The following is an 18395-nucleotide window of genomic DNA, read 5'->3' on the forward strand; positions in this document are numbered from 1 at the left end:
ACCCCGCGCAGGTCGGCCGCCCTGTGTTACTTTTTCCGCCTCGCCGCCCGGATGGCGAAATTGGTAGACGCAAGGGACTTAAAATCCCTCGGCTGAAAGGCCGTGCCGGTTCGAGTCCGGCTCCGGGCACCAGCACCGCAGGAGAAGAATCGTGAGCCTACGCAAGCTATCAGTCCTGGTCCTGCTCACCCTGGCATGCGGCGCCGCAGGCGCCGTGGAACGGGTGGAGCGGGGCAACCTCGTACTCGAGAACATGCCCGAAATTCCGCCGGCACTGACCGAGCGGCTGGAGCAGTACCAGAACACGCGCTCGGCCGGTTTCGCCAGCTGGCTCAACGACGGCGGCATCCTGGTCACGACCCGCTTCGGTGACACCAGCCAGGTGCACCGCGTCAGCCAGCCGCTGGGCGCGCGCTACCAGCTCACCTTTTTCCCGGAGCCCGTCAGTAACGCCTCGGTGCCGCCGGACCCGGAGCTCAACGGCTTCGTCTACAGCCGCGACGTCGGCGGTAACGAGTTCTACCAGCTCTACTGGTTCGACTTCGCCAGCGGCGAAAGCACGCTGCTCACCGACGGCAAGTCCCGCAACACGGGCCCGGCCTGGTCCAATCGCGGCGATCGCTTCGCCTATGCCAGCACGCGGCGCGACGGGCGCAATTACGACATCTATGTTGCGAGCCCGCAGCAGGGCCATGATGCGCACCGGATGGTGCTCGAGGGCGAGGGCCTGTGGGTGCCCATGGACTGGTCGCCGTCCGACGATCGCCTGCTGGTGATCAACTATCGTTCCATCACCGACAGCAAGATCTTCGTGGTGGATCTCGAATCCGGGGAAAAGACGCAGGTCTTCCCGCAGGATGAGCCGGTCGGGTTCGGCGGCGCGGCCTTCGACCATACGGGCGATGCCGTTTACGTGATCCACGACCACGGCGGCGAGTTCAAGCAGCTCTACCGCCTGCATCTCGAGTCCGGCAAGTCCACCCCCCTGTCTGCCGGGATTCCCTGGGACGTCTCCTCGCTGGCGCTGACCCGCGACCGCACGCGCCTGGCCTTCGTCACCAACGAGGGCGGCATGTCGCGCCTCTACATGCGGGACGTGAAGCGCGATCGCGAACTGCCGGTGCCGGACCTGCCGGTGGGGCTGGTGGGCGGCCTGGCTTTCAAGCCGGACGGTCATGCCCTGGCGATGACCCTGAACACGCCGCAGTCGCCAAGCGACGTCTTCGTCTACGAGTTCACCGGGCGCAAGCTGGTGCGCTGGACCGAGAGCGAGGTCGGGGGGCTCGATACTTCCGAGTTCCCGGTGCCGGGGCTGGTGAGTTTCGAGAGCTTCGACGGCCTGGAGGTGCCCGCGTGGCTGTACCTGCCGCAGGGGGAAGGCCCGCATCCGGTCATCATCCAGATCCACGGCGGGCCCGAGGCTCAATCGCGCCCCGGTTTTTCCTCCACCTACGCCTACTGGGTCAATGAGCTCGGCGCCGCGGTGATCAGCCCTAACGTGCGTGGGTCATCCGGGTACGGCAAGAGCTACCTGCAACTGGACAACGGGCCGCTGCGCGAGGATTCGGTTAAGGACATCGGCGCGCTGCTCGAGTGGATCGAGTCGCGTCCCGACCTGGATGCCGAGCGCGTGATCGTCTACGGCGGCTCTTACGGCGGCTACATGGTGCTGGCGTCAATGATGCACTTCGACGAGCGCCTGCTCGGCGGCGTCAGCATCGTGGGCATCAGCAGCTTCGCCACCTTCCTCGAGAACACCGAGGCCTACCGGCGCGACCTGCGCCGGGCAGAGTACGGTGACGAGCGCGATCCGGAAATGCGCGCCATCATGGAGCGCATCTCGCCGCTGAACAATGCCGACAAGATCCGCTCGCCGCTGTTCGTGGCGCAGGGTTACAACGATCCCCGCGTCCCGTACACCGAGTCGGAGCAGATCGTTGCCGCTGTCAGGGATAACGGCGTGCCCGTCTGGTACCTGCTGGCCATGGACGAGGGCCACGGCTTCGCCAAGAAGCCGAACCGCGACTATTTCCAGGCCGCCACGGTGATGTTCTTCCGCCAGCTGTTCGCCGGCGAGCTGGCGGAGTAACGGTGCGAGGGCCCGGGCACGAAGCGTGCCCGGGCCCTGCATTCAATCCTTGCCGTAGCCGATCGAGCGCAGCGCTTCGGTGACCTCGTCGAGGATCACCGGGTCGTCGATGGTCGGCGGCACGTTGTAGTCCTGGCCGTCGGCGATCTTGCGCATGGTGGCGCGCAGCACCTTGCCGGAGCGCGTCTTGGGCAGCCGGTCCACGATGGCGACCTTCTTGAACGCCGCCACCGGCCCGATCTTCTCGCGCACCATCTGCACCAGCTCGGCCTTGATGTCGTCCTCCGGCCGGTCCACGCCTGACTTGAGCACTACCAGCCCGACCGGCAGCTCGCCCTTGAGCTCGTCATGGGCGCCAATGACGGCAGCCTCGGCGACGTCCTGGTGCGACGCCAGCACTTCCTCCATGGCGCCGGTGGACAGCCTGTGGCCGGCCGTGTTGATGATGTCGTCGATGCGACTCATGATCCACAGGTAGCCGTCCTCGTCGCGGTAGCCGGCGTCGCCAGTGAGATACCACCCGTCGTGCGCGCTCAGGTAGGCGTCGATGTAGCGCTGGTCGTCGCCCCACAGCGTCGGCAGCGTGCCCGGCGGCAGCGGCAGGCGGATCATGATGCTGCCGATCTCCCCGTCGGGCACTTCCTTGCCGTCGTCGCCGAGCACGCGCACGTCGTAGCCCGGTACGGCGCGCGTCGGCGAGCCGGGCTTGATCGGCAGCTCTTCGATGCCAAGGCAGTTGGCGGCGATCGGCCAGCCGGTCTCGGTCTGCCACCAGTGGTCGATGACGGGGATGCTCAGCTTCTCGCTGGCCCAGTTCAGCGTGTCGGGGTCACAGCGCTCGCCGGCCAGGAACAGGGCGCGCAGCTTCGACAGGTCGTAGCGCCCGATGTGCTCGCCGCGCGGATCGTCGCGCTTGATGGCGCGGAACGCGGTCGGCGCCGTGAACATCACGCTGACACCGTACTCGGCGATCACGCGCCAGAACGCGCCGGCGTCGGGCGTGCCGACCGGCTTGCCTTCGTAGAGTACGGTGGTGCAACCGTGAAACAGCGGGCCGTAGACGATATAGCTGTGGCCGACCACCCAGCCGACGTCGGAGGCGGCCCAGAAGACTTCGCCGGGCTCGACGCCGTAGACATGCTTCATGCTCCATGCCAGCGCCACGGCGTGGCCGCCGTTGTCGCGCACCACGCCCTTGGGAACGCCCGTGGTGCCCGAGGTGTAGAGGATGTACAGCGGGTCCGTCGCCGCCACCGGGACGCAGTCGACCGGGTCGCTGTCCGCCTCGAGCTCCGCCCAGTCGAGGTCGCGCCCGTCCTTGAGGTCCGAGGGCGCCTCAGGGCGAGCCAGGATGACGCAGTGCCGGGGCGGGTTCGTGGCGCTGCGGATGGCTTCGTCGAGCAGCGGCTTGTAGCGGATGACGCGGTTCACCTCGATGCCGCAGGAGGCGGACAGGATCACTTTCGGCTTGGCGTCGTCGATGCGGGTGGCGAGCTCGCGCGCGGCAAAGCCGCCGAACACCACCGAGTGGATCGCGCCGATACGGGCGCAGGCCAGCATGCCGATGACGGCTTCCGGCACCATGGGCATGTACAGGATGACACGGTCGCCTTTTTCCACGCCGAGACTGCGCAGGCCGCCGGCCAGGCGGGCGACCCGGTCGCGCAGCTCGCGGTATGTGAAGGTGTCCTTGCTGGCGGTCACCGGGCTGTCGTAGATGAGCGCCGCCTGGTCCGCCCGGCCGTTCTCGACATGGCGGTCCAGCGCGTTGTAGCAGGTGTTCAATTGTGCGCCGCGGAACCAGCGGTACAGGGGCGGCTTGCTCGCGTCGAGCACGGCGTCCCATGTCCGGTCCCAGCTGATCGCGCTGGCCGCATCGCCCCAGAACAGTTCGGGCGTCTCGATTGAGCGCCGGTAGATCGCGTCATATCCCATCGTCGTCCCCCTCAGTTGCCGGGCGTCGCGGGCGCGGGTGCACTGTTGCGGGCGCCCCTGATGCCGTCTCCGTTTCCCGGGAGTGTATACTGCGCGGCGCCCGTCGGTCGTCCCTGTGCCGGTCCTGGTGGACGCGGCGGGGCGGTACGGCAGAGAAAAGACAGAGGGGAGTGCCTTGCGACGCAGGATTGCGCCGGCGCCGGATCGCGCCGGGGGACGCCAGTCATGACGGCGGATACCGCTGCCGGCCCGGTGCTGATGGAGGGCCGCGACCTGGAGCTGTGGCGCGGCGAGACGCGCCTGTTCACGAAGGTTTCCTTCCAGCTGCGCGCCGGAGAGCTGTTGCACATCGTCGGCCCGAACGGCTGCGGCAAGACCAGCCTGTTGCGCGTGTTGTGCGGGCTGACGCTGCCCGAGACCGGTGAAGTCTACTGGCGCGAGCGCAAGATCTCGCGCAATCGTGCCGATTTTCACGCCAGCCTGTGTTACCTCGGGCACCGCGAGAGCCTGAAGGCCGACCTGACCGCGGAAGAGAACCTGGTGTTCCAGCTCGGGCTCCGCGCCTGGCTGAGCAAGGCGGACATCCATGCCGCGCTCGAGCGGGTCGGGCTGAGCAAGCGTCGCCACGTGCCCGCGCGCAGCCTCTCTGCCGGACAGAAACGGCGCGTATCCCTGGCCAAGGCGCTGGCGAGCGGGGCGAAACTGTGGATCCTCGATGAGCCGTACACCAACCTCGACGTCGCCGGCCGCGAGCTGGTGGACCAGATGATGAGCGAACACCTGTCACGCGACGGGCTGGTGCTGCTGGTGGCGCACCAGGCACACGGCGTCGCTGCCGGCGTGACGCGCCGGCTGGAGCTGGGCTGATGATGGAGTGGCCGGGTCTCGGGACTGCCTTCTGGCTGCAGCTGACGCGCGACCTCCGGCTCGCGTTCCGCCATATCGGCCAGGCGGCCAACCCGCTCATGTTCTTCGTCATGGTGACGACGCTGTTCCCGCTGGCCCTGAGCCCGGCGCCGGAATTGCTGCAGGCGATCGCCCCGGGCGTGATCTGGGTGTCGGCGCTGCTGGCTTCGCTGCTGGCGGCGGAGAGCCTGTTCCGCCAGGACGTGGAGGACGGCACCATGGAGCAGCTGGCGCTCTCGCCGCAGCCGCTGTCGCTGCTGCTGCTGGCCAAGACCACCTCGCACTGGCTCATGACGGGGCTGCCGCTGGTGCTCATGGCGCCCATCGTCGGGCACGCGCTGTTCCTGCCGGGCGATGCCGTGCCCGAGACGATGCTCGCCTTGCTGCTGGCCACTCCCGTGCTCAGTCTTGCCGGCGCGGTGATGGCGGCGCTCACGGTGGGCCTGCGCCGCGGCGGCGGGCTGCTGTCGCTGCTCATCCTGCCGATCGTGATGCCGGTGCTGATTTTCGGTGCGCGCGCCACGGACATGGCGATGCAGGGGCTGGATGTCAGCGGGGTGATGTACCTGCTCGCCGCGGTCCTTTTGCTGGCCATCAGCCTGGCTCCGGCGGGCATGGCCGCCGCGATGCGTATCAGCCTCGACTAGCGGGGCCGAGGCTCGCGCGGGGCAGCGGAATCATCGATAATCCAGCGATTAATTAGTTCATTGGCCGCATGTTTCGGAAAAGGGAGAAAAAGTTCCCCAACCCGCATGCGTATTCGTCGCAATTGAGACTCAATCTACTTGGTTGTTAAATAGCCGCCCATGTGGGAATTCATACATAAGCTCGGTTCGCCACCGCATTTCTGGCGCTTGTCCGGCACGATGGTGCCGTGGTTCGGCTGGTTTGCCGCCATCCTGATCGCCGTCGGCACGGTCGGCGGGTTGTGGATCGCGCCGCAGGACTACCAGCAGCTCGATGCCTTCCGCATCATTTATTTCCACGTGCCGAGTGCCTGGCTGTCGCAGTTCGGCTACGTGGTGATGGCTGCGGCTGCGGCCGTCGGGCTGGTGTGGCGCATCAAGCTGGCGCATGCGGTCGCTGCGGCCTGCGCGCCGATCGGTGCCTCGTTCACCATCGTGGCGCTTGCCACGGGCTCGATCTGGGGCAAGCCCATGTGGGGCACCTGGTGGGTGTGGGACGCCCGGCTGACCTCCACGCTGGTGCTGCTGTTCCTGTACTTCGGCTACATGGCCCTGCGCGCCGCGATCGACGACGAGAACCGCGCGGACCGTGCCAGCGCGCTGCTGGCCATCATCGGCGTCATCAACATCCCGATCATCAAGTACTCGGTGGAGTGGTGGAACACCCTGCACCAGCCCGCCACCATCTCCAAGATCGGCAAGCCGTCCATGGAGCCGGAGATGCTGGTGCCGCTGCTCATCATGTGGCTCGGGTTCACTTTCTTTTTCTTCGCGGTGCTCATGGTGCGCACCCGGGCCGAATTAATCGCCCGGGAGCGGAACAAAAAGTGGCTTCGCGATGTCATCGATAGAGGTTGACGATGGAATTCCTGACCTTCGGAAAATACACATGGTACGTCTGGTCCAGCGTCATCCTGTCCTTCGTAGTACTCGGCGCCAACGTGTTGATGGCGCGTCATCTGCTCAAGTCGCGCATTGAAACGGCCCGCCGTCGGCTGGCCGCAGAGGAGGTCTGAATGAAAGCTCGCAACCAGCGTCTTCTTGCCGTGGGTCTGGTCATCGCAGGCGTGGGCCTGGGCGCCACCTTCCTGCTGAAGGCCATGAACCAGAACATCCTCTACTACTACAGCCCGACGCAGATGGAAGCTGGTGAGGCGCCGCAGGACCGGCGCTTCCGCGTCGGCGGCCTGGTGGTCGACGACTCGATCGTGCGCAAGGACGGCACCATGGAGGTGCGCTTCACCCTGACCGACGAGGCCCACGTCGTGCCGGTGGTCTACAACGGCATCCTGCCCGACCTGTTCCGCGAAGGGCAGGGCATCATCGCGCACGGGCGCATGGACGGCAGCCAGTTCGTCGCTGACGAAATCCTCGCCAAGCACGACGAGAACTACATGCCGCCGGAAGTCGCGGCCTCCCTGGAAGAGACGCACAAGAACGCCGCCCAGAAGTCGGCCGGAGGCTACTAAGTGATACCTGAACTCGGCCACGTGGCCCTGGCCCTGGCGCTCTGCCTCGCCATTGCGCAGGCGTTCTTCGGGCTTGCCGGCCCGATCTTCAACAAGCCGGGCTGGAGTGCGGCGACCAAGCCGGTGTCGATCGGGCATTTCGTGTTCGTCGCCATCGCTTATGCCGGCCTCACCTACGCGCACGCCGTGGATGACTTCACGGTCGCCTACGTGGCGAATCACTCCAACTCGCAGCTGCCGATGATGTACAAGATCTCCGGCGTGTGGGGCGGCCACGAGGGCTCGATGCTGCTTTGGGTCCTGATGCTCGCGGTGTGGGGTGCGCTGGTCGGCGTGTTCACCCGCCGCGTCCCGCTGCAGACCTCGTCCAAGGTGCTGGGCGTCATGGGCATCATCAGCGTGGCCTTCATGTGGTTCGTGCTGGCCACCTCGAATCCCTTCGATCGCCTCATCCCGGCGCCGATGGACGGCCGCGATCTCAACCCGCTGCTGCAGGACCCGGGGCTGGTGATCCATCCGCCCCTGCTCTACATGGGCTACGTCGGCTTCGCCGTGGCTTTCGCATTTGCTATTGCCGCCATGATCGAGGGCAAGCTGGACCAGCAATGGGCGCGCTGGATCCGTCCCTGGACCGCGGCGGCCTGGGCTTTCCTCACCGTCGGCATCGCGCTCGGCAGCTGGTGGGCCTACTACGAGCTGGGCTGGGGCGGCTGGTGGTTCTGGGATCCGGTCGAGAACGCCTCGTTCATGCCCTGGCTGATCGGTACGGCTTTGCTGCATTCCCTCGCGGTGACTGAGCGGCGCGGCCTGTTCAAGGGCTGGACCCTGCTGCTGGCGGTCTCGGCCTTCTCGCTGAGCCTGCTCGGCACCTTCCTGGTGCGCTCCGGCGTGCTGGTGTCGGTGCACGCTTTTGCCACAGACCCCGACCGCGGGCTGTTCATCCTGGCGATGCTGGTGTTCTTCATCGGCGGCGCGCTGGCGCTGTACGGCTGGCGGGCGCCGCAGCTGGCGCAGAAGGGCGGCTTTGCGCCGCTGTCGCGCGAGACATTCCTGCTGGCCAACAACATGTTGTTCGTGGTCGCCACGCTGCTGATCCTGTTCGGCACGCTCTACCCGCTGTTCATCGACGGTCTCGGACTGGGCAAGATCTCGGTCGGTCCGCCGTACTTCAACACCGTGTTCATCATCCCGACCCTGCCGCTGGTACTGCTGATGGGCCTGGGCATGCATGCCGCGTGGAAAAAAACCGACTGGCAACAGCTGAAGGGCAAGCTATGGCCCTATGCGCTGTTCGCACTGCTGTTCTCCATCATCGTGCCGCTGCTCGTCTACCGCCAGTTCGGCGTGATGAAGTTCATCGGCATCCTGCTCGGCGTCTGGGTGATGGCGGTGGCCTTCATCGACCCGGTGAAGTACATCCGGCGCAAGGGCTCGCTGAAGGGCTACTCCCGCACCATGATTTCCATGTGTGTGTCGCACTTTGCAGTCGGCATGTTCGTCATCGGCGTCACCATGGTCTCCACCTACGGTATTGCGCGCGATATCGGCATGAAGCCGGGTGACACGGTCCAGGTGGAGGATTACTCCTTCACCCTGAACAGCACCTCCAACGTGCGCGGCCCCAACTACACGGCGGTGCGCGGCGAGGTGCTGGTGGAAAAGGACGGCGAACAGGTCACCGTGCTGTATCCCGAGAAGCGCACCTACCTGGTGCAGCAAAGCCCCATGACCGAGGCTGCCATCCATGCGCGGCTGCATCGCGACATCTTCGTCGCCATGGGCGAGCCGCTGGGGCAGGGCGCCTGGAGCATGCGCATCCAGTACAAGCCGTACATCCGCTTTATCTGGCTGGCCGCGCTGATCATGGCGCTGGCGGCGTTTTTCGGCATGACCGACAAGCGTTACCGCGTGCCGCGTGAGGCGGAGGCGGGCGCGCGCGTGCAACCGGGCCAGTCGGGTCAGGCGGCCGGGAAGCTGCAGGAGGGCACGGCCTGATGAAGACGCTGAAATACCTGCTGCCGGTCCTGGTGTTCGTGGTCCTGGCCGGCTTCTTCTACAAAGGGCTGTTCCTCGATCCTCGCACCGTGCCGTCGCCCCTGATCGGCAAGCCGGCGCCGGCTTTCCAGCTGGAGGACCTGCGCCAACCGGAGGCGGTTTTTGCCAGGGACGACATGCTCGGCAAGCCGGCCGTGCTGAACGTCTGGGCGACGTGGTGCACGGGCTGTCGCCAGGAGCATCCTTTCCTGATGCAACTGGCGCGCACCAGCGACGTGCCGTTGTACGGCATGAACTACCGCGACGAGCGACCGAAGGCGCTGGACTGGTTGCGCAAACTCGGTGATCCCTATGCCAAGGTGGCGTTCGATCCGGACGGCATGGTGGCGCTCGACTGGGGCGTTTATGGGTCCCCGGAGACCTTCCTGATCGACCCGGCGGGCACGGTGGTCTACAAGCACCTCGGCCCGATGACGCCGGGCGTGTGGCAGCAGGAGTTCCTGCCGCGCATCGCCCAGATGGAGACCAATACCCAATGAAGTTCTTTGTGGCCCTGTTGCTCGCCGGGATGATCCTCCTCGGCGGCGCGGCAGCTTGGGCGGATGACAGCGTCCTGCGGATGAACCCGGAGGAGACTTTCGACACCCCCGAGCAGCTTGAACGCTACGAGCGACTCACGCACGAGTTCCGCTGTGTCGTGTGCCAGAACCAGAGCGTCGCCGAGTCCAACGTGGACCTCGCCAAGGACCTGCGTCGCATCACCCGCGACATGATCCTGGCGGGCAAGACGGACGCCGAGATCAAGCAGTTCATGACGGACAGGTACGGTGACTTCGTGCTCTACAACCCGCCCGTGAAGCCGGTCACTTACCTGCTGTGGGGCGCGCCGGTGATCCTGTTGTTGATCGGCGCCGCCGTCATGGTCTCCGTTGTCGGCCGGCGCTCGCGCGAGACGGGCGAGAACGGCGCAGAAGCCGAAGGGATGGGAGAAAACTCATGACTCAGTTCTGGATCGCGGCCCTGGCCCTCGGGCTGGTGGCCGCGGCGATGGTGCTCGTGCCTGTGATTCGCGCCTGGGCGCGCGCAGACGGCGAGCGTAACTCCTCGGTGCTCGGCGTCGGGATCGTCGTTGCCCTCGCCATCCCCGTGGCCGGCATCATGCTCTATTCGCACTGGACCACCTGGGACTGGGGCACCGGCGGCACACAGGCACAGGCCGGCAGCGACGAGGGCATGCACGAGATGGACGAGGCGCTGCGCGCGCTGGAGCAGCGGCTGGTGCAGAATCCGGAAGAGCTGGAGAGCTGGCTGCTGCTCGGGCGCACGTATATGTCCCTGCGTCGTTTCGAGGACGCTGCCGGCGCGTTCCGCAAGGCAGCCGCGCTGGACGGCGGCGATTCCCCGCAGATCCAGTCGGACCTGGGCGAGGCGCTCGCGCTGTCGCAGCCCGAGGGCCTGCAGGGCGAGGCGGGCGCAATTTTCGAGCGCGTCCTGGTGGCGGAGCCGGCCTATCCCAAGGCGCTGTGGTACGGCGGGCTCAATGCATTCGAGAACGCCAACTGGGATCTCGCGGTGGAGCGCCTGGAGAAGCTGCTCAGCATGAACCCGCCGGAGACGCTGGTGCCGCTGATCGAGGAGCGCATCGCCATGGCGCGCGCCAACAGCGGCGACGGCCCGATGGCAGGCATGTCCATGCCGGGCACTGACGGGACCAACTCCGCGGCGGCTCCGGCTCCAGCTCCGGCTGCGACAGAGGCGCCCGCTCCGGTACCGGCAGCGGGTGAGGGTATCCGCCTCGACGTCTCGCTGGATCCCGCCTTGGCGGCGCGCATTCCGCGGCCTGCGCCGGTGTTCATTATCGCCCGCTTGCCGACGGGCGGGCCGCCCCTGGCGGTGGTGCGAGCGCGGTCCAACGAACTGCCGCTGTCGGTGACGTTGACCGATGCCAACGCCATGATGGAAGGCGTGACGATCCTCGACCAGCCCGAACTGCAGCTGGTAGCGCGCATTTCGCTCTCCGGCGGGCCAGGCCAGAGTCCCGGCGACCTCTACGCTACGGTAGACTATCGCGGCGAGGAAGGCGGCCCGGTCCGCCTGCACATAGACCGCGTAGCCGAATAGCGCCCGAGGGGACACGCGATGACCGACGATCTTAAGGCCCGCTTCGAGCAGGCCATGGTGGACGTGAAGGGGCTGTCACAGCGCCCCAGCGACAACGACATGTTGTCGCTCTACGCCTTGTACAAGCAGGCCACGGAAGGCGACGTGAGCGGCAAGAAGCCCGGCATGTTCGATTTCGTCGCCCGCGCCAAGTTCGAGGCCTGGGAAAGCCTCAAGGGCACCTCTGCCGAGGACGCCATGCAGCGCTACATCGACAAGGTGCGTGCGCTCGGCGCCTGACGCTTGTCCCGCCTCAGTTTCGCTGCACCGCCGTCGCTTGGCGCCGCCTACCTCCGCGCGCTGATCGACCGCCGTCCGCGCCGGCTGCCGCCCGGCAGCGGCGCGTCCGCCCTGGACGCCGAACTGGGCGGCGTCAAGGCGCAACCTGCCAATGTCGCAGCGTATCGCGCGGTCTGCGGGCTGCCGGACGACGGCCGGCTGCCGCTGACCTACCCCCACATCATGGCCGGCGGACTGCACATGCATATGCTGCTGCACCCGGCCTTCCCGGTGAAAGTGCTCGGCCTGGTGCACCTGGCCAACGACATCGAGTTGCTGCGGCCGTTGCCGCAGGACGCGACACTGGCGTTCGCATGTCGCCTGCAGACCGGCCGCAGCAAGCCGCGTGGCGACGAGTTCCAGCTGGTGACCGAGGGTCTCTGCCAGGGTGAACTGGCCTGGCGCGAGACCATGCGCTTCCTCGCCCCGGCGCCGCGCGACGGGCGGCGCTCGCCACGGGAATCCCTCGAGCTCCCCGAGGCGATGGCGGAGTGGTCCGTGCCGGCCGACACCGGGCGTGGCTACGCGCGGGTCTCTGGCGACTGGAACCCGATCCACCTGGCCGGCTTCCTGGCGCGGCCCTTCGGCTTTCCTGCGGCGATCGCCCACGGCATGTGGTCGCTGGCGAGTTGCCTGGCGCACCTGGCCACCAGGTCCCCGGGTGCGGGCGCCAGGCTGGAGGTGCGATTCCTCAAGCCGCTGCTGCTGCCGGGCGAAGTGCGGCTCCACGTGACCCCCCCGGAGGATTCCGGCGCCAGCACCTTCTGGCTGGTATCCGCCAGGGACGCTGCGCCGCATCTCAAGGGCAGCTGGTACCCGGGACCGGATTGAACGGCGGGCCCGCGCGGCGCGGCCCCTGGATCAGCCCAGGCGGGGCAGCAACCACCCGACCCAGGCGACGGTGCCCAGCGGTGTTGCGAATGCCAGTGCGAGACCTGGCGCCAGGAAGGAGCGGCTGTGCAGCTCCCCCGTGGAGTAGGCGATGGCGTTGGGCGGGGTGGCGATCGGCAGGCACATGGCCGTCGACGCGGACAGCGCGATCACCACGGGCAACAATCCGGCCGAGCCCGAGAATCCGATGCCGACCGCGGCGCCGAGTGGCACGAGAATGTTGGCGGCGGCGGTGTTGCTCATGAAATTCGACAGCACCGTCGTGAGCAGGGCGAAGGCCAGGGCCGCGCCGGCGAGGCCCAGCCCTTCGGTGGGCAATCCCGCCACGATCCAGGCGGCCAGGCCGGTCTCCGTGACCGCCACGCCGAGCGACAATCCTCCGGCCATGAGGATCAGGACGTCCCAGCGCAGCTGGCGGATCTCGGCAACTCCGATCACGCCGGTGACCGACAGGACCGTGATCGGAATGAACGCGACCACCGCGGCGGGCGCGGGCCCGAACATCCACAACAGCAGCGTGGTGCCGAAGACGAGCACCACGACCCCCTGCTGCCAGCGCGGTGCGTGGCTCGCGCCTCGATGCACCGTGGACAGCGCGCTGCGGTCCAGCACCAGCCCTGCAGGGCGGTAGCGATAGAGCAGAAAAGCCGCAAGCATGCCCGCGAGTACCAGCGCGGGTGGCAGCCCGAGCAGCATCCACTCGAGGAATGACAGTTCATTGCCGGCCTGGCGCAGGAAGCCGGCGGCGATGGCGTTCGGCGGCGTCCCCACCAGCGTCCCCATGCCGCCGAGGTTGGCGGCGGCGGCGATGCCCAGCGGCAGGGCCGGCCGAAAGCTGTGTCCTGCGGGCAGCGTGCGCAGCAGCGGCGCGACGACCGCGATCATCATCGCGGCGGTCGCCGTGTTGGACATGAACATTGAAAAGACGAAGGTGACGGCCATGGCGGCCAGCAGCACCGCTGTCGCCCTGGCGCCTGCGGCGCGAAAGACCAGGCCGGCGAGGGTGCGATCCAGCCCGGTGCGCGCCGCGGCCTCCGCGAGGATGAAGCCGGCGAGGAACAGCCAGATCAGCGGGCTGGCCATCGGTGCGATGAAGATCTGCCACCGTTCCGGCTCATCCGCGGCCGCGAAGACGCCATCCGGCCGGCCCAGCAGGAGAATCGACAGGCCGATGACCAGCAGGGAGACCGCGAAGGCGGGGATGGCTTCACTGGCCCAGAGCCCCGCCGCGAACAGGAGGATGAAGAGGCAGCGGCGCCCGGCGGCGTCGAGGCCGCTCCAGTCCGGCAGGAAGGCCACGAGGGCGGCGATGCCCAGCGCAGCCAGCAGGCGCAGCAACGCTCCGACGTCGTCAAACTCGACTGCCGCCAGGAACCTCCGGGCGGCGCGCCGCGTATCCCTCATGGCCGCTCGCGGCCCGCGTCAGCCCGAGAGGGAATCGTCAGGCCGCCTTGACGCGCGGCCCGGCGTCGCTGATGGCGCGACCGGCCACGTCCTCGTAATGGGCGAAATTGTCGGCAAAGAGCTTGGCCAGCTTGTGGGCGGTGGCGTCGTAGGCCGACTTGTCCGTCCAGGTGTTGCGCGGCACGAGAATCTCGTCCGGCACGCCGGAGCAGGACTGCGGAATGGCCAGGCCGAAGATCGGGTCGGCCTCGGTCGGCTGCTGTGCGAGCTCGCCCGAGTGGATGGCGTCGACGATGGCGCGCGTGAAGGCCAGCTTCATGCGCTTGCCCGTGCCGTAGGCGCCGCCCGACCAGCCGGTGTTCACCAGCCAGACGTTGGCGTCGTGCTTGCGGATGTGCTCGGCCAGCAGCTCGGCGTACTTGGCCGGGTGCCACACCAGGAAGGGCCCGCCGAAACAGGGCGAGAAAGTCGCCTCGGGTTCGGTCACGCCCACCTCGGTACCCGCCACCTTCGCGGTGTAGCCGCTGATGAAGTGGTACATGGCCTGCTCCGGGGTGAGACGGCTGACCGGCGGCAGCACGCCGAAGGCGTCGCAGGTGAGGAAGATGATGTTTTTCGGATGACCGCCCACGCAGGGGATCTTCACGTTGTTGATGTACTCGATCGGGTACGAGCCGCGCGTATTGGCGGTGATGGAAGTGTCCTCGTAGTCCACCTCGCGCGTGACCTGGTCATAGACCACGTTCTCTAGCACCGAGCCGAAGCGCAATGCGCGGTAGATATCCGGCTCGGCCTCTTCGGACAGGTCGATGACCTTGGCGTAGCAGCCGCCCTCGATATTGAAAATCCCGTCGTCGCTCCAGCAATGCTCGTCGTCGCCGATGAGGCGCCGCTTCGGATCAGCGGACAGCGTGGTCTTGCCGGTGCCGGAGAGGCCGAACAGGATCGACGTGTCACCCTCAGCACCCTCGGTCGCAGAGCAGTGCATGGACAGCACGCCCTGCGCCGGCATCAGGTAGTTCATGATGGTGAATACGCCTTTCTTCATCTCGCCGGCGTACTCGGTGCCGAGGATCACCATTTCGCGATGCCCGAACTGCAGGTTGATGCTGGTGCCGGAGGTCATGCCGGGCACGTTGCGGTTCGCCGGGAAGCTGCCGGCATTGAAGATCACGTAGTCGGGCTCGCCGAACTCTGCCAGCTGCTCTGCGGTCGGCCGGATCAGCATGTTGTGCATGAACAGGGCGTGGTACGGACGGGCGCACACGACGCGGACCTTGATGCGGTATTTCGGGTCCCAGCCGGCGAAGGCGTCGACCACGTAGAGCCGGTCGCGGGTGCCGAGGAAATCGATGGCCTGCGTGCGGTTGATCTCGAAAGCGTGCTGCTCGAGCTTCATGTTGACCTTGCCCCACCACACGTCCTCGGCGACGTTCGGGTCGTCGATGATGCGCTTGTCGGCGGGGCTGCGGCCGGTCTTCACCCCGGAGAGCGCGATCAGCGCGCCGGACGCGGAAATCGCGGACCCGCGGTCCCACCTCAGGGCGTGCTCATAAAGCACGGCCGGGGGGAGGTTGCGGTGAATTTCCTCGACGCCGATGCCGTACTGTTCCAGGGAAAAGCGCGCTGCCATGCGATTGGCCTCCGTGAGTCATTGCGCGGCGGAGGGGTTGCGAACCCGCCGGAAAACCGTGGCTTCCCGGCCCTGGCGGCGAGGAAGCCGTGATGAGCACGTAAGTATATACCGTGGGCCGGCAAATCCCATGCTTGCGGCAATCCACAGTACGCTGCTTCGCGAAAGTCGACATAGACTCGGGCCCGAGAGAGTACGGGGAGCCCGATGCGACAGCCACTTGACGTCCTCGACGCCGAGCGCGTCGCCGCCGAAGCCCGTGCGCCCGCCCATGGGCGTGCGGCGGCGCGGCGTGAGCTCTACTGGGAGATCCTGAGCGGCGGCAGCGGTTTCCTGCTGACAGTCTTCATCTGGTTCCATGTTTTCGACGTCGGCTCGCTGCTGTTCGGGCCTGAGGGTTTCGACCGGCTGGCCGAGTTCCTCGAGGGGCTGTACATCGCCCAGCCGATCGTCATCATCGTCGCCCTGCTGTTCTTCGCCCACGCCGTTGCCGCAGCGCGGAAAATCCCGGCGCGCGTGCGCGAGCGCCGGCGCCTGAACCGCCTGGCGCGAGAGATGGCCGGCGCCGGCAAGCAGTGGGTCGCGGGGGAGGGCGCCGAGCGCCCGCATGAAGACTCCCGGCTCTGGGTATGGCAGGTCCGCACCGGCATGCTGATCCTGGTGCTGGGCAGTTTTCATATCGGTCTGATGACCCTGGATACTTTCACCGCTCTCTGGGGCGAGCGCCACGGCATGGAAGCGGCGACGACCATGGAGCGCGTCGCGGCCGGCCTGTCGTGGTTCTATTTCCTGCTGCTGGTCCTGCTCGCGATCCACGCTTCGGCCGGCATCTACCGGCTCGCCGTGAAATGGGGCGTGGCGTCCCGCAGCTCCCGGCGAGGCCTGAAACGCTTCGCGCGTATCTTCGGGGCCGCCTTTCTTGCCGCCGGGCTTTTCGTGCTGGCCGTCATGGCCGGCTGGCTGCCGGCCCCGTTCGCCTTCCTGCTGGGGTCCTGAGCCGTGAAGATCACCGACGTCCTCGTCATCGGCGCCGGCCTGGCCGGCGAGCGTTGCGCCATCGAGGCAGCTGCGGCGGGCCACTCGGTCCTGATCCTGTCCCTGGTCCCGCCGCGACGCAGCCACAGCTGCGCGGCCCAGGGCGGCATGCAGGCGGCACTGGGGAACTGCGCCAAGGCCGAAGGGGATAATCCCGACGTGCATTTTCTCGACACGGTGCGCGGTTCGGACTGGGGCGCGGACCAGGAAGTCGCGCGCATCTTCGCCGACAACGCCCCCATCGCCGTGCGCGAGCTGGCGCACTTCGGCGTGCCATGGACCCGGGTGAGGCCCGGGAAGAACCGCTACCACATCAAGGGCGAGCAGGTCGAAATCGACGAGCCTGCGGACAAGGCCGGCCTGATCATGCACCGCGACTTCGGTGGCACGGCCAAGTGGCGCGCCTGCTACGCCGCCGCGGGCACCGGGCACGCCACGCTTTATGCAGTGGACAGCCAGGTCGTGCGGCTCGGTATCGACGTGCTCGACCGCATGGAGGCCATTGCGCTGATCCACGACGGCGAACGTTGCCACGGTGCGGTCGTGCGTTGCCTGCGCACGGGGCGTCTCGACACCGTGCTCGCCCGGGCCACGGTGATCGCCACCGGCGGCTACGGGCGCATCTACGGCGGCTACACCAGCAACGCGGTGATCAACGAGGGCACCGGCGCAGCGCTCGCGCTCGACACCGGGATCGTGCCGCTGGGCAACATGGAGGCCGTGCAGTTTCATCCCACCGGTCTCTGGCCGGCAGGGATTCTCGTCACCGAGGGTTGCCGCGGTGACGGCGGCTACCTGCTCAACGCAGCCGGCGACCGGTTCCTGGTCGAGCTGGAGCCGGAGAAACAGGAGCTCGCCAGTCGCGACGTGGTGTCGCGTCACATGATGAACGAGATACTCGCGGGGCGCGGGGTCGACAGCGCGAACGGCCCGCACTTGTGGCTGGACCTGCGTCATCTCGGCGAGGAGCACCTGACGACGCGGCTGCGCGAGATCTACGAGATCTGCCGCGACTTTCTCGGCATCACCCCCTGGCAGGAACTCGTGCCGGTGCGGCCGACGCAGCATTACTCCATGGGCGGCGTGCGCGTGAACAAGGACGGCCAGGCCTATGGCCTGTCGGGACTGTTTGCGGTGGGCGAAGCTGCCTGCTGGGACATGCACGGCTTCAACCGCCTCGGCGGCAACAGCCTGGCCGAGACCATCGTCGCCGGCCGCGTGGTCGGCATGTCCATTGCTGATTTCGTGGCGCGGGGCGGACCGGGGCCTGAAGCCGCCCTGGCTGCGAGCGCGCTGGCCGCACAGCAAGCACGGATCACGGCGCTGGCGGCCCGCCCGGCCGGCGGACGTACCCTGTACCAGGTGCGCGACGAAATGGGCGAAATCATGATGAACCGGCTCGGCGTGTTTCGCACCGGGGACGAGATCGAGACCGCCGTGGCGGACCTGCAGCACCTGCTGCGCGAGGTATCGACCATGGGGCTGCGCTCGAGCAGCCCCGGGCTCAACCCCGAGTTGACCTATGCGCTGCGACTGCCCGGGATGCTGAAACTCGCCCTCGCCACCGCGCTCGGGGCCCTGGCGCGCAAGGAAAGCCGCGGCGCCCATTACCGCACCGATTATCCGCAGCGCGACGACGCCGAATGGCTCAAGCGTACGCTGGCACGCTGGCAGCCGGGCGCGGAGGCGCCGGACCTCAGCTACGAGCCCGTGGGCCTGCTCGACCTGCCGCCGGGGCATCGTGGCTACGGCGCTTCAGGCCATGTGGACCTGCCCGTCACCCTGGAGGAGTACAACCAGGGCGTGGCGAGTGCCCAGGCGGCCCAGGGTTGCCTGGAGACGAAAGAACCCATCGGTGCCCGCCTGCGGCCCGGCGCGTGGCGCGGCGCGTTCAGCGCGCCGAGCTGAGGAGG

At 67.4% G+C, this 18395-nt stretch carries 17 protein-coding genes and 1 tRNA gene; 15 read left to right on the plus strand and 3 right to left on the minus strand.

The window, feature by feature from the left end; all coding sequences use genetic code 11:
• Window positions 1-45 precede the first annotated feature (45 nt).
• Together G8346_RS05490 and G8346_RS05495 are read left to right on the plus strand one after the other, a co-directional pair.
• A tRNA-Leu gene (locus G8346_RS05490) sits at window positions 46-132 on the plus strand.
• A gap of 19 nt (window positions 133-151) precedes the next feature.
• Window positions 152-2089 carry a S9 family peptidase gene (locus tag G8346_RS05495; RefSeq protein ID WP_206202598.1) on the plus strand — a complete coding sequence of 646 codons (1938 nt, stop codon included), beginning with the start codon at window positions 152-154 and terminating at the stop codon, window positions 2087-2089.
• Between the two features lie 42 nt (window positions 2090-2131).
• On the opposite strand, the gene G8346_RS05500 is transcribed toward G8346_RS05495, so the two are convergent.
• Complete coding sequence (locus tag G8346_RS05500) at window positions 2132-4024, minus strand: propionyl-CoA synthetase (RefSeq protein WP_166048996.1); 1893 nt, start codon at window positions 4022-4024, stop codon at window positions 2132-2134.
• A 225-nt stretch (window positions 4025-4249) separates the two neighbouring features.
• Between G8346_RS05500 and ccmA the strand changes: the two genes are divergently transcribed.
• The 11 genes from ccmA to G8346_RS05555 all read left to right on the plus strand — a co-directional run bounded on the left by ccmA (window position 4250) and on the right by G8346_RS05555 (window position 12350).
• The gene (ccmA, locus tag G8346_RS05505) at window positions 4250-4891 is read left to right on the plus strand and encodes a cytochrome c biogenesis heme-transporting ATPase CcmA (RefSeq protein ID WP_166048998.1); all 642 of its coding nucleotides are present in this window, start codon (window positions 4250-4252) and stop codon (window positions 4889-4891) included.
• A complete protein-coding gene (gene ccmB, locus G8346_RS05510; RefSeq protein ID WP_240901313.1) occupies window positions 4891-5577 on the plus strand; it encodes a heme exporter protein CcmB in 687 nt (228 codons plus the stop codon). Before ccmA ends, ccmB begins: the two co-directional genes overlap by 1 nt.
• Window positions 5578-5736: 159 nt before the next feature.
• Window positions 5737-6474: a heme ABC transporter permease CcmC gene (ccmC, locus tag G8346_RS05515; protein WP_166049000.1), complete on the plus strand. Its 738-nt coding sequence runs from the start codon at window positions 5737-5739 to the stop codon at window positions 6472-6474.
• Window positions 6475-6476: 2 nt separating this feature from the next.
• Window positions 6477-6632, plus strand: coding sequence for a heme exporter protein CcmD (locus G8346_RS05520; RefSeq protein ID WP_206202599.1), 156 nt, complete (start codon window positions 6477-6479; stop codon window positions 6630-6632).
• On the plus strand, window positions 6633-7085 hold the full coding sequence (gene ccmE / locus G8346_RS05525; protein ID WP_166049004.1) for a cytochrome c maturation protein CcmE: 453 nt from the start codon (window positions 6633-6635) through the stop codon (window positions 7083-7085).
• Window positions 7086-9080, plus strand: coding sequence for a heme lyase CcmF/NrfE family subunit (locus G8346_RS05530; RefSeq protein WP_166049006.1), 1995 nt, complete (start codon window positions 7086-7088; stop codon window positions 9078-9080).
• Complete coding sequence (locus tag G8346_RS05535; protein WP_166049008.1) at window positions 9080-9619, plus strand: DsbE family thiol:disulfide interchange protein; 540 nt, start codon at window positions 9080-9082, stop codon at window positions 9617-9619. Before G8346_RS05530 ends, G8346_RS05535 begins: the two co-directional genes overlap by 1 nt.
• Window positions 9616-10080 carry a cytochrome c-type biogenesis protein gene (locus G8346_RS05540; RefSeq protein WP_206202600.1) on the plus strand — a complete coding sequence of 155 codons (465 nt, stop codon included), beginning with the start codon at window positions 9616-9618 and terminating at the stop codon, window positions 10078-10080. Before G8346_RS05535 ends, G8346_RS05540 begins: the two co-directional genes overlap by 4 nt.
• Entirely contained in the window at window positions 10077-11201 is a 1125-nt protein-coding gene (locus G8346_RS05545; protein WP_166049010.1) for a tetratricopeptide repeat protein, read from the plus strand. Before G8346_RS05540 ends, G8346_RS05545 begins: the two co-directional genes overlap by 4 nt.
• Window positions 11202-11219: 18 nt before the next feature.
• Window positions 11220-11480 carry an acyl-CoA-binding protein gene (locus tag G8346_RS05550; RefSeq protein WP_166049011.1) on the plus strand — a complete coding sequence of 87 codons (261 nt, stop codon included), beginning with the start codon at window positions 11220-11222 and terminating at the stop codon, window positions 11478-11480.
• 3 nt (window positions 11481-11483) lie between these two features.
• Window positions 11484-12350, plus strand: a complete 867-nt coding sequence (locus G8346_RS05555) for a MaoC/PaaZ C-terminal domain-containing protein (RefSeq protein WP_166049013.1) — start codon at window positions 11484-11486, stop codon at window positions 12348-12350.
• A 30-nt stretch (window positions 12351-12380) separates the two neighbouring features.
• Here the strand turns inward: G8346_RS05555 and G8346_RS05560 are convergent, their stop codons facing one another.
• Both G8346_RS05560 and pckA read right to left on the minus strand, forming a co-directional pair.
• Window positions 12381-13814: a DASS family sodium-coupled anion symporter gene (locus G8346_RS05560; protein ID WP_166049015.1), complete on the minus strand. Its 1434-nt coding sequence runs from the start codon at window positions 13812-13814 to the stop codon at window positions 12381-12383.
• A 37-nt stretch (window positions 13815-13851) separates the two neighbouring features.
• Window positions 13852-15447 (minus strand): phosphoenolpyruvate carboxykinase (ATP), encoded by a 1596-nt coding sequence (gene pckA, locus G8346_RS05565; protein WP_166049017.1) that lies wholly within the window; start codon window positions 15445-15447, stop codon window positions 13852-13854.
• Window positions 15448-15654: 207 nt separating this feature from the next.
• Between pckA and G8346_RS05570 the strand changes: the two genes are divergently transcribed.
• Window positions 15655-16443 (plus strand): hypothetical protein, encoded by a 789-nt coding sequence (locus G8346_RS05570; protein WP_166049019.1) that lies wholly within the window; start codon window positions 15655-15657, stop codon window positions 16441-16443.
• 3 nt (window positions 16444-16446) lie between these two features.
• Window positions 16447-18390 (plus strand): fumarate reductase flavoprotein subunit, encoded by a 1944-nt coding sequence (locus tag G8346_RS05575; protein WP_166049021.1) that lies wholly within the window; start codon window positions 16447-16449, stop codon window positions 18388-18390.
• Window positions 18391-18395: the final 5 nt, after the last annotated feature.

The organism is Thioalkalivibrio sp. XN279, assembly GCF_011089885.1.
In the GTDB taxonomy this organism is placed as follows: domain Bacteria; phylum Pseudomonadota; class Gammaproteobacteria; order Steroidobacterales; family XN24; genus XN24.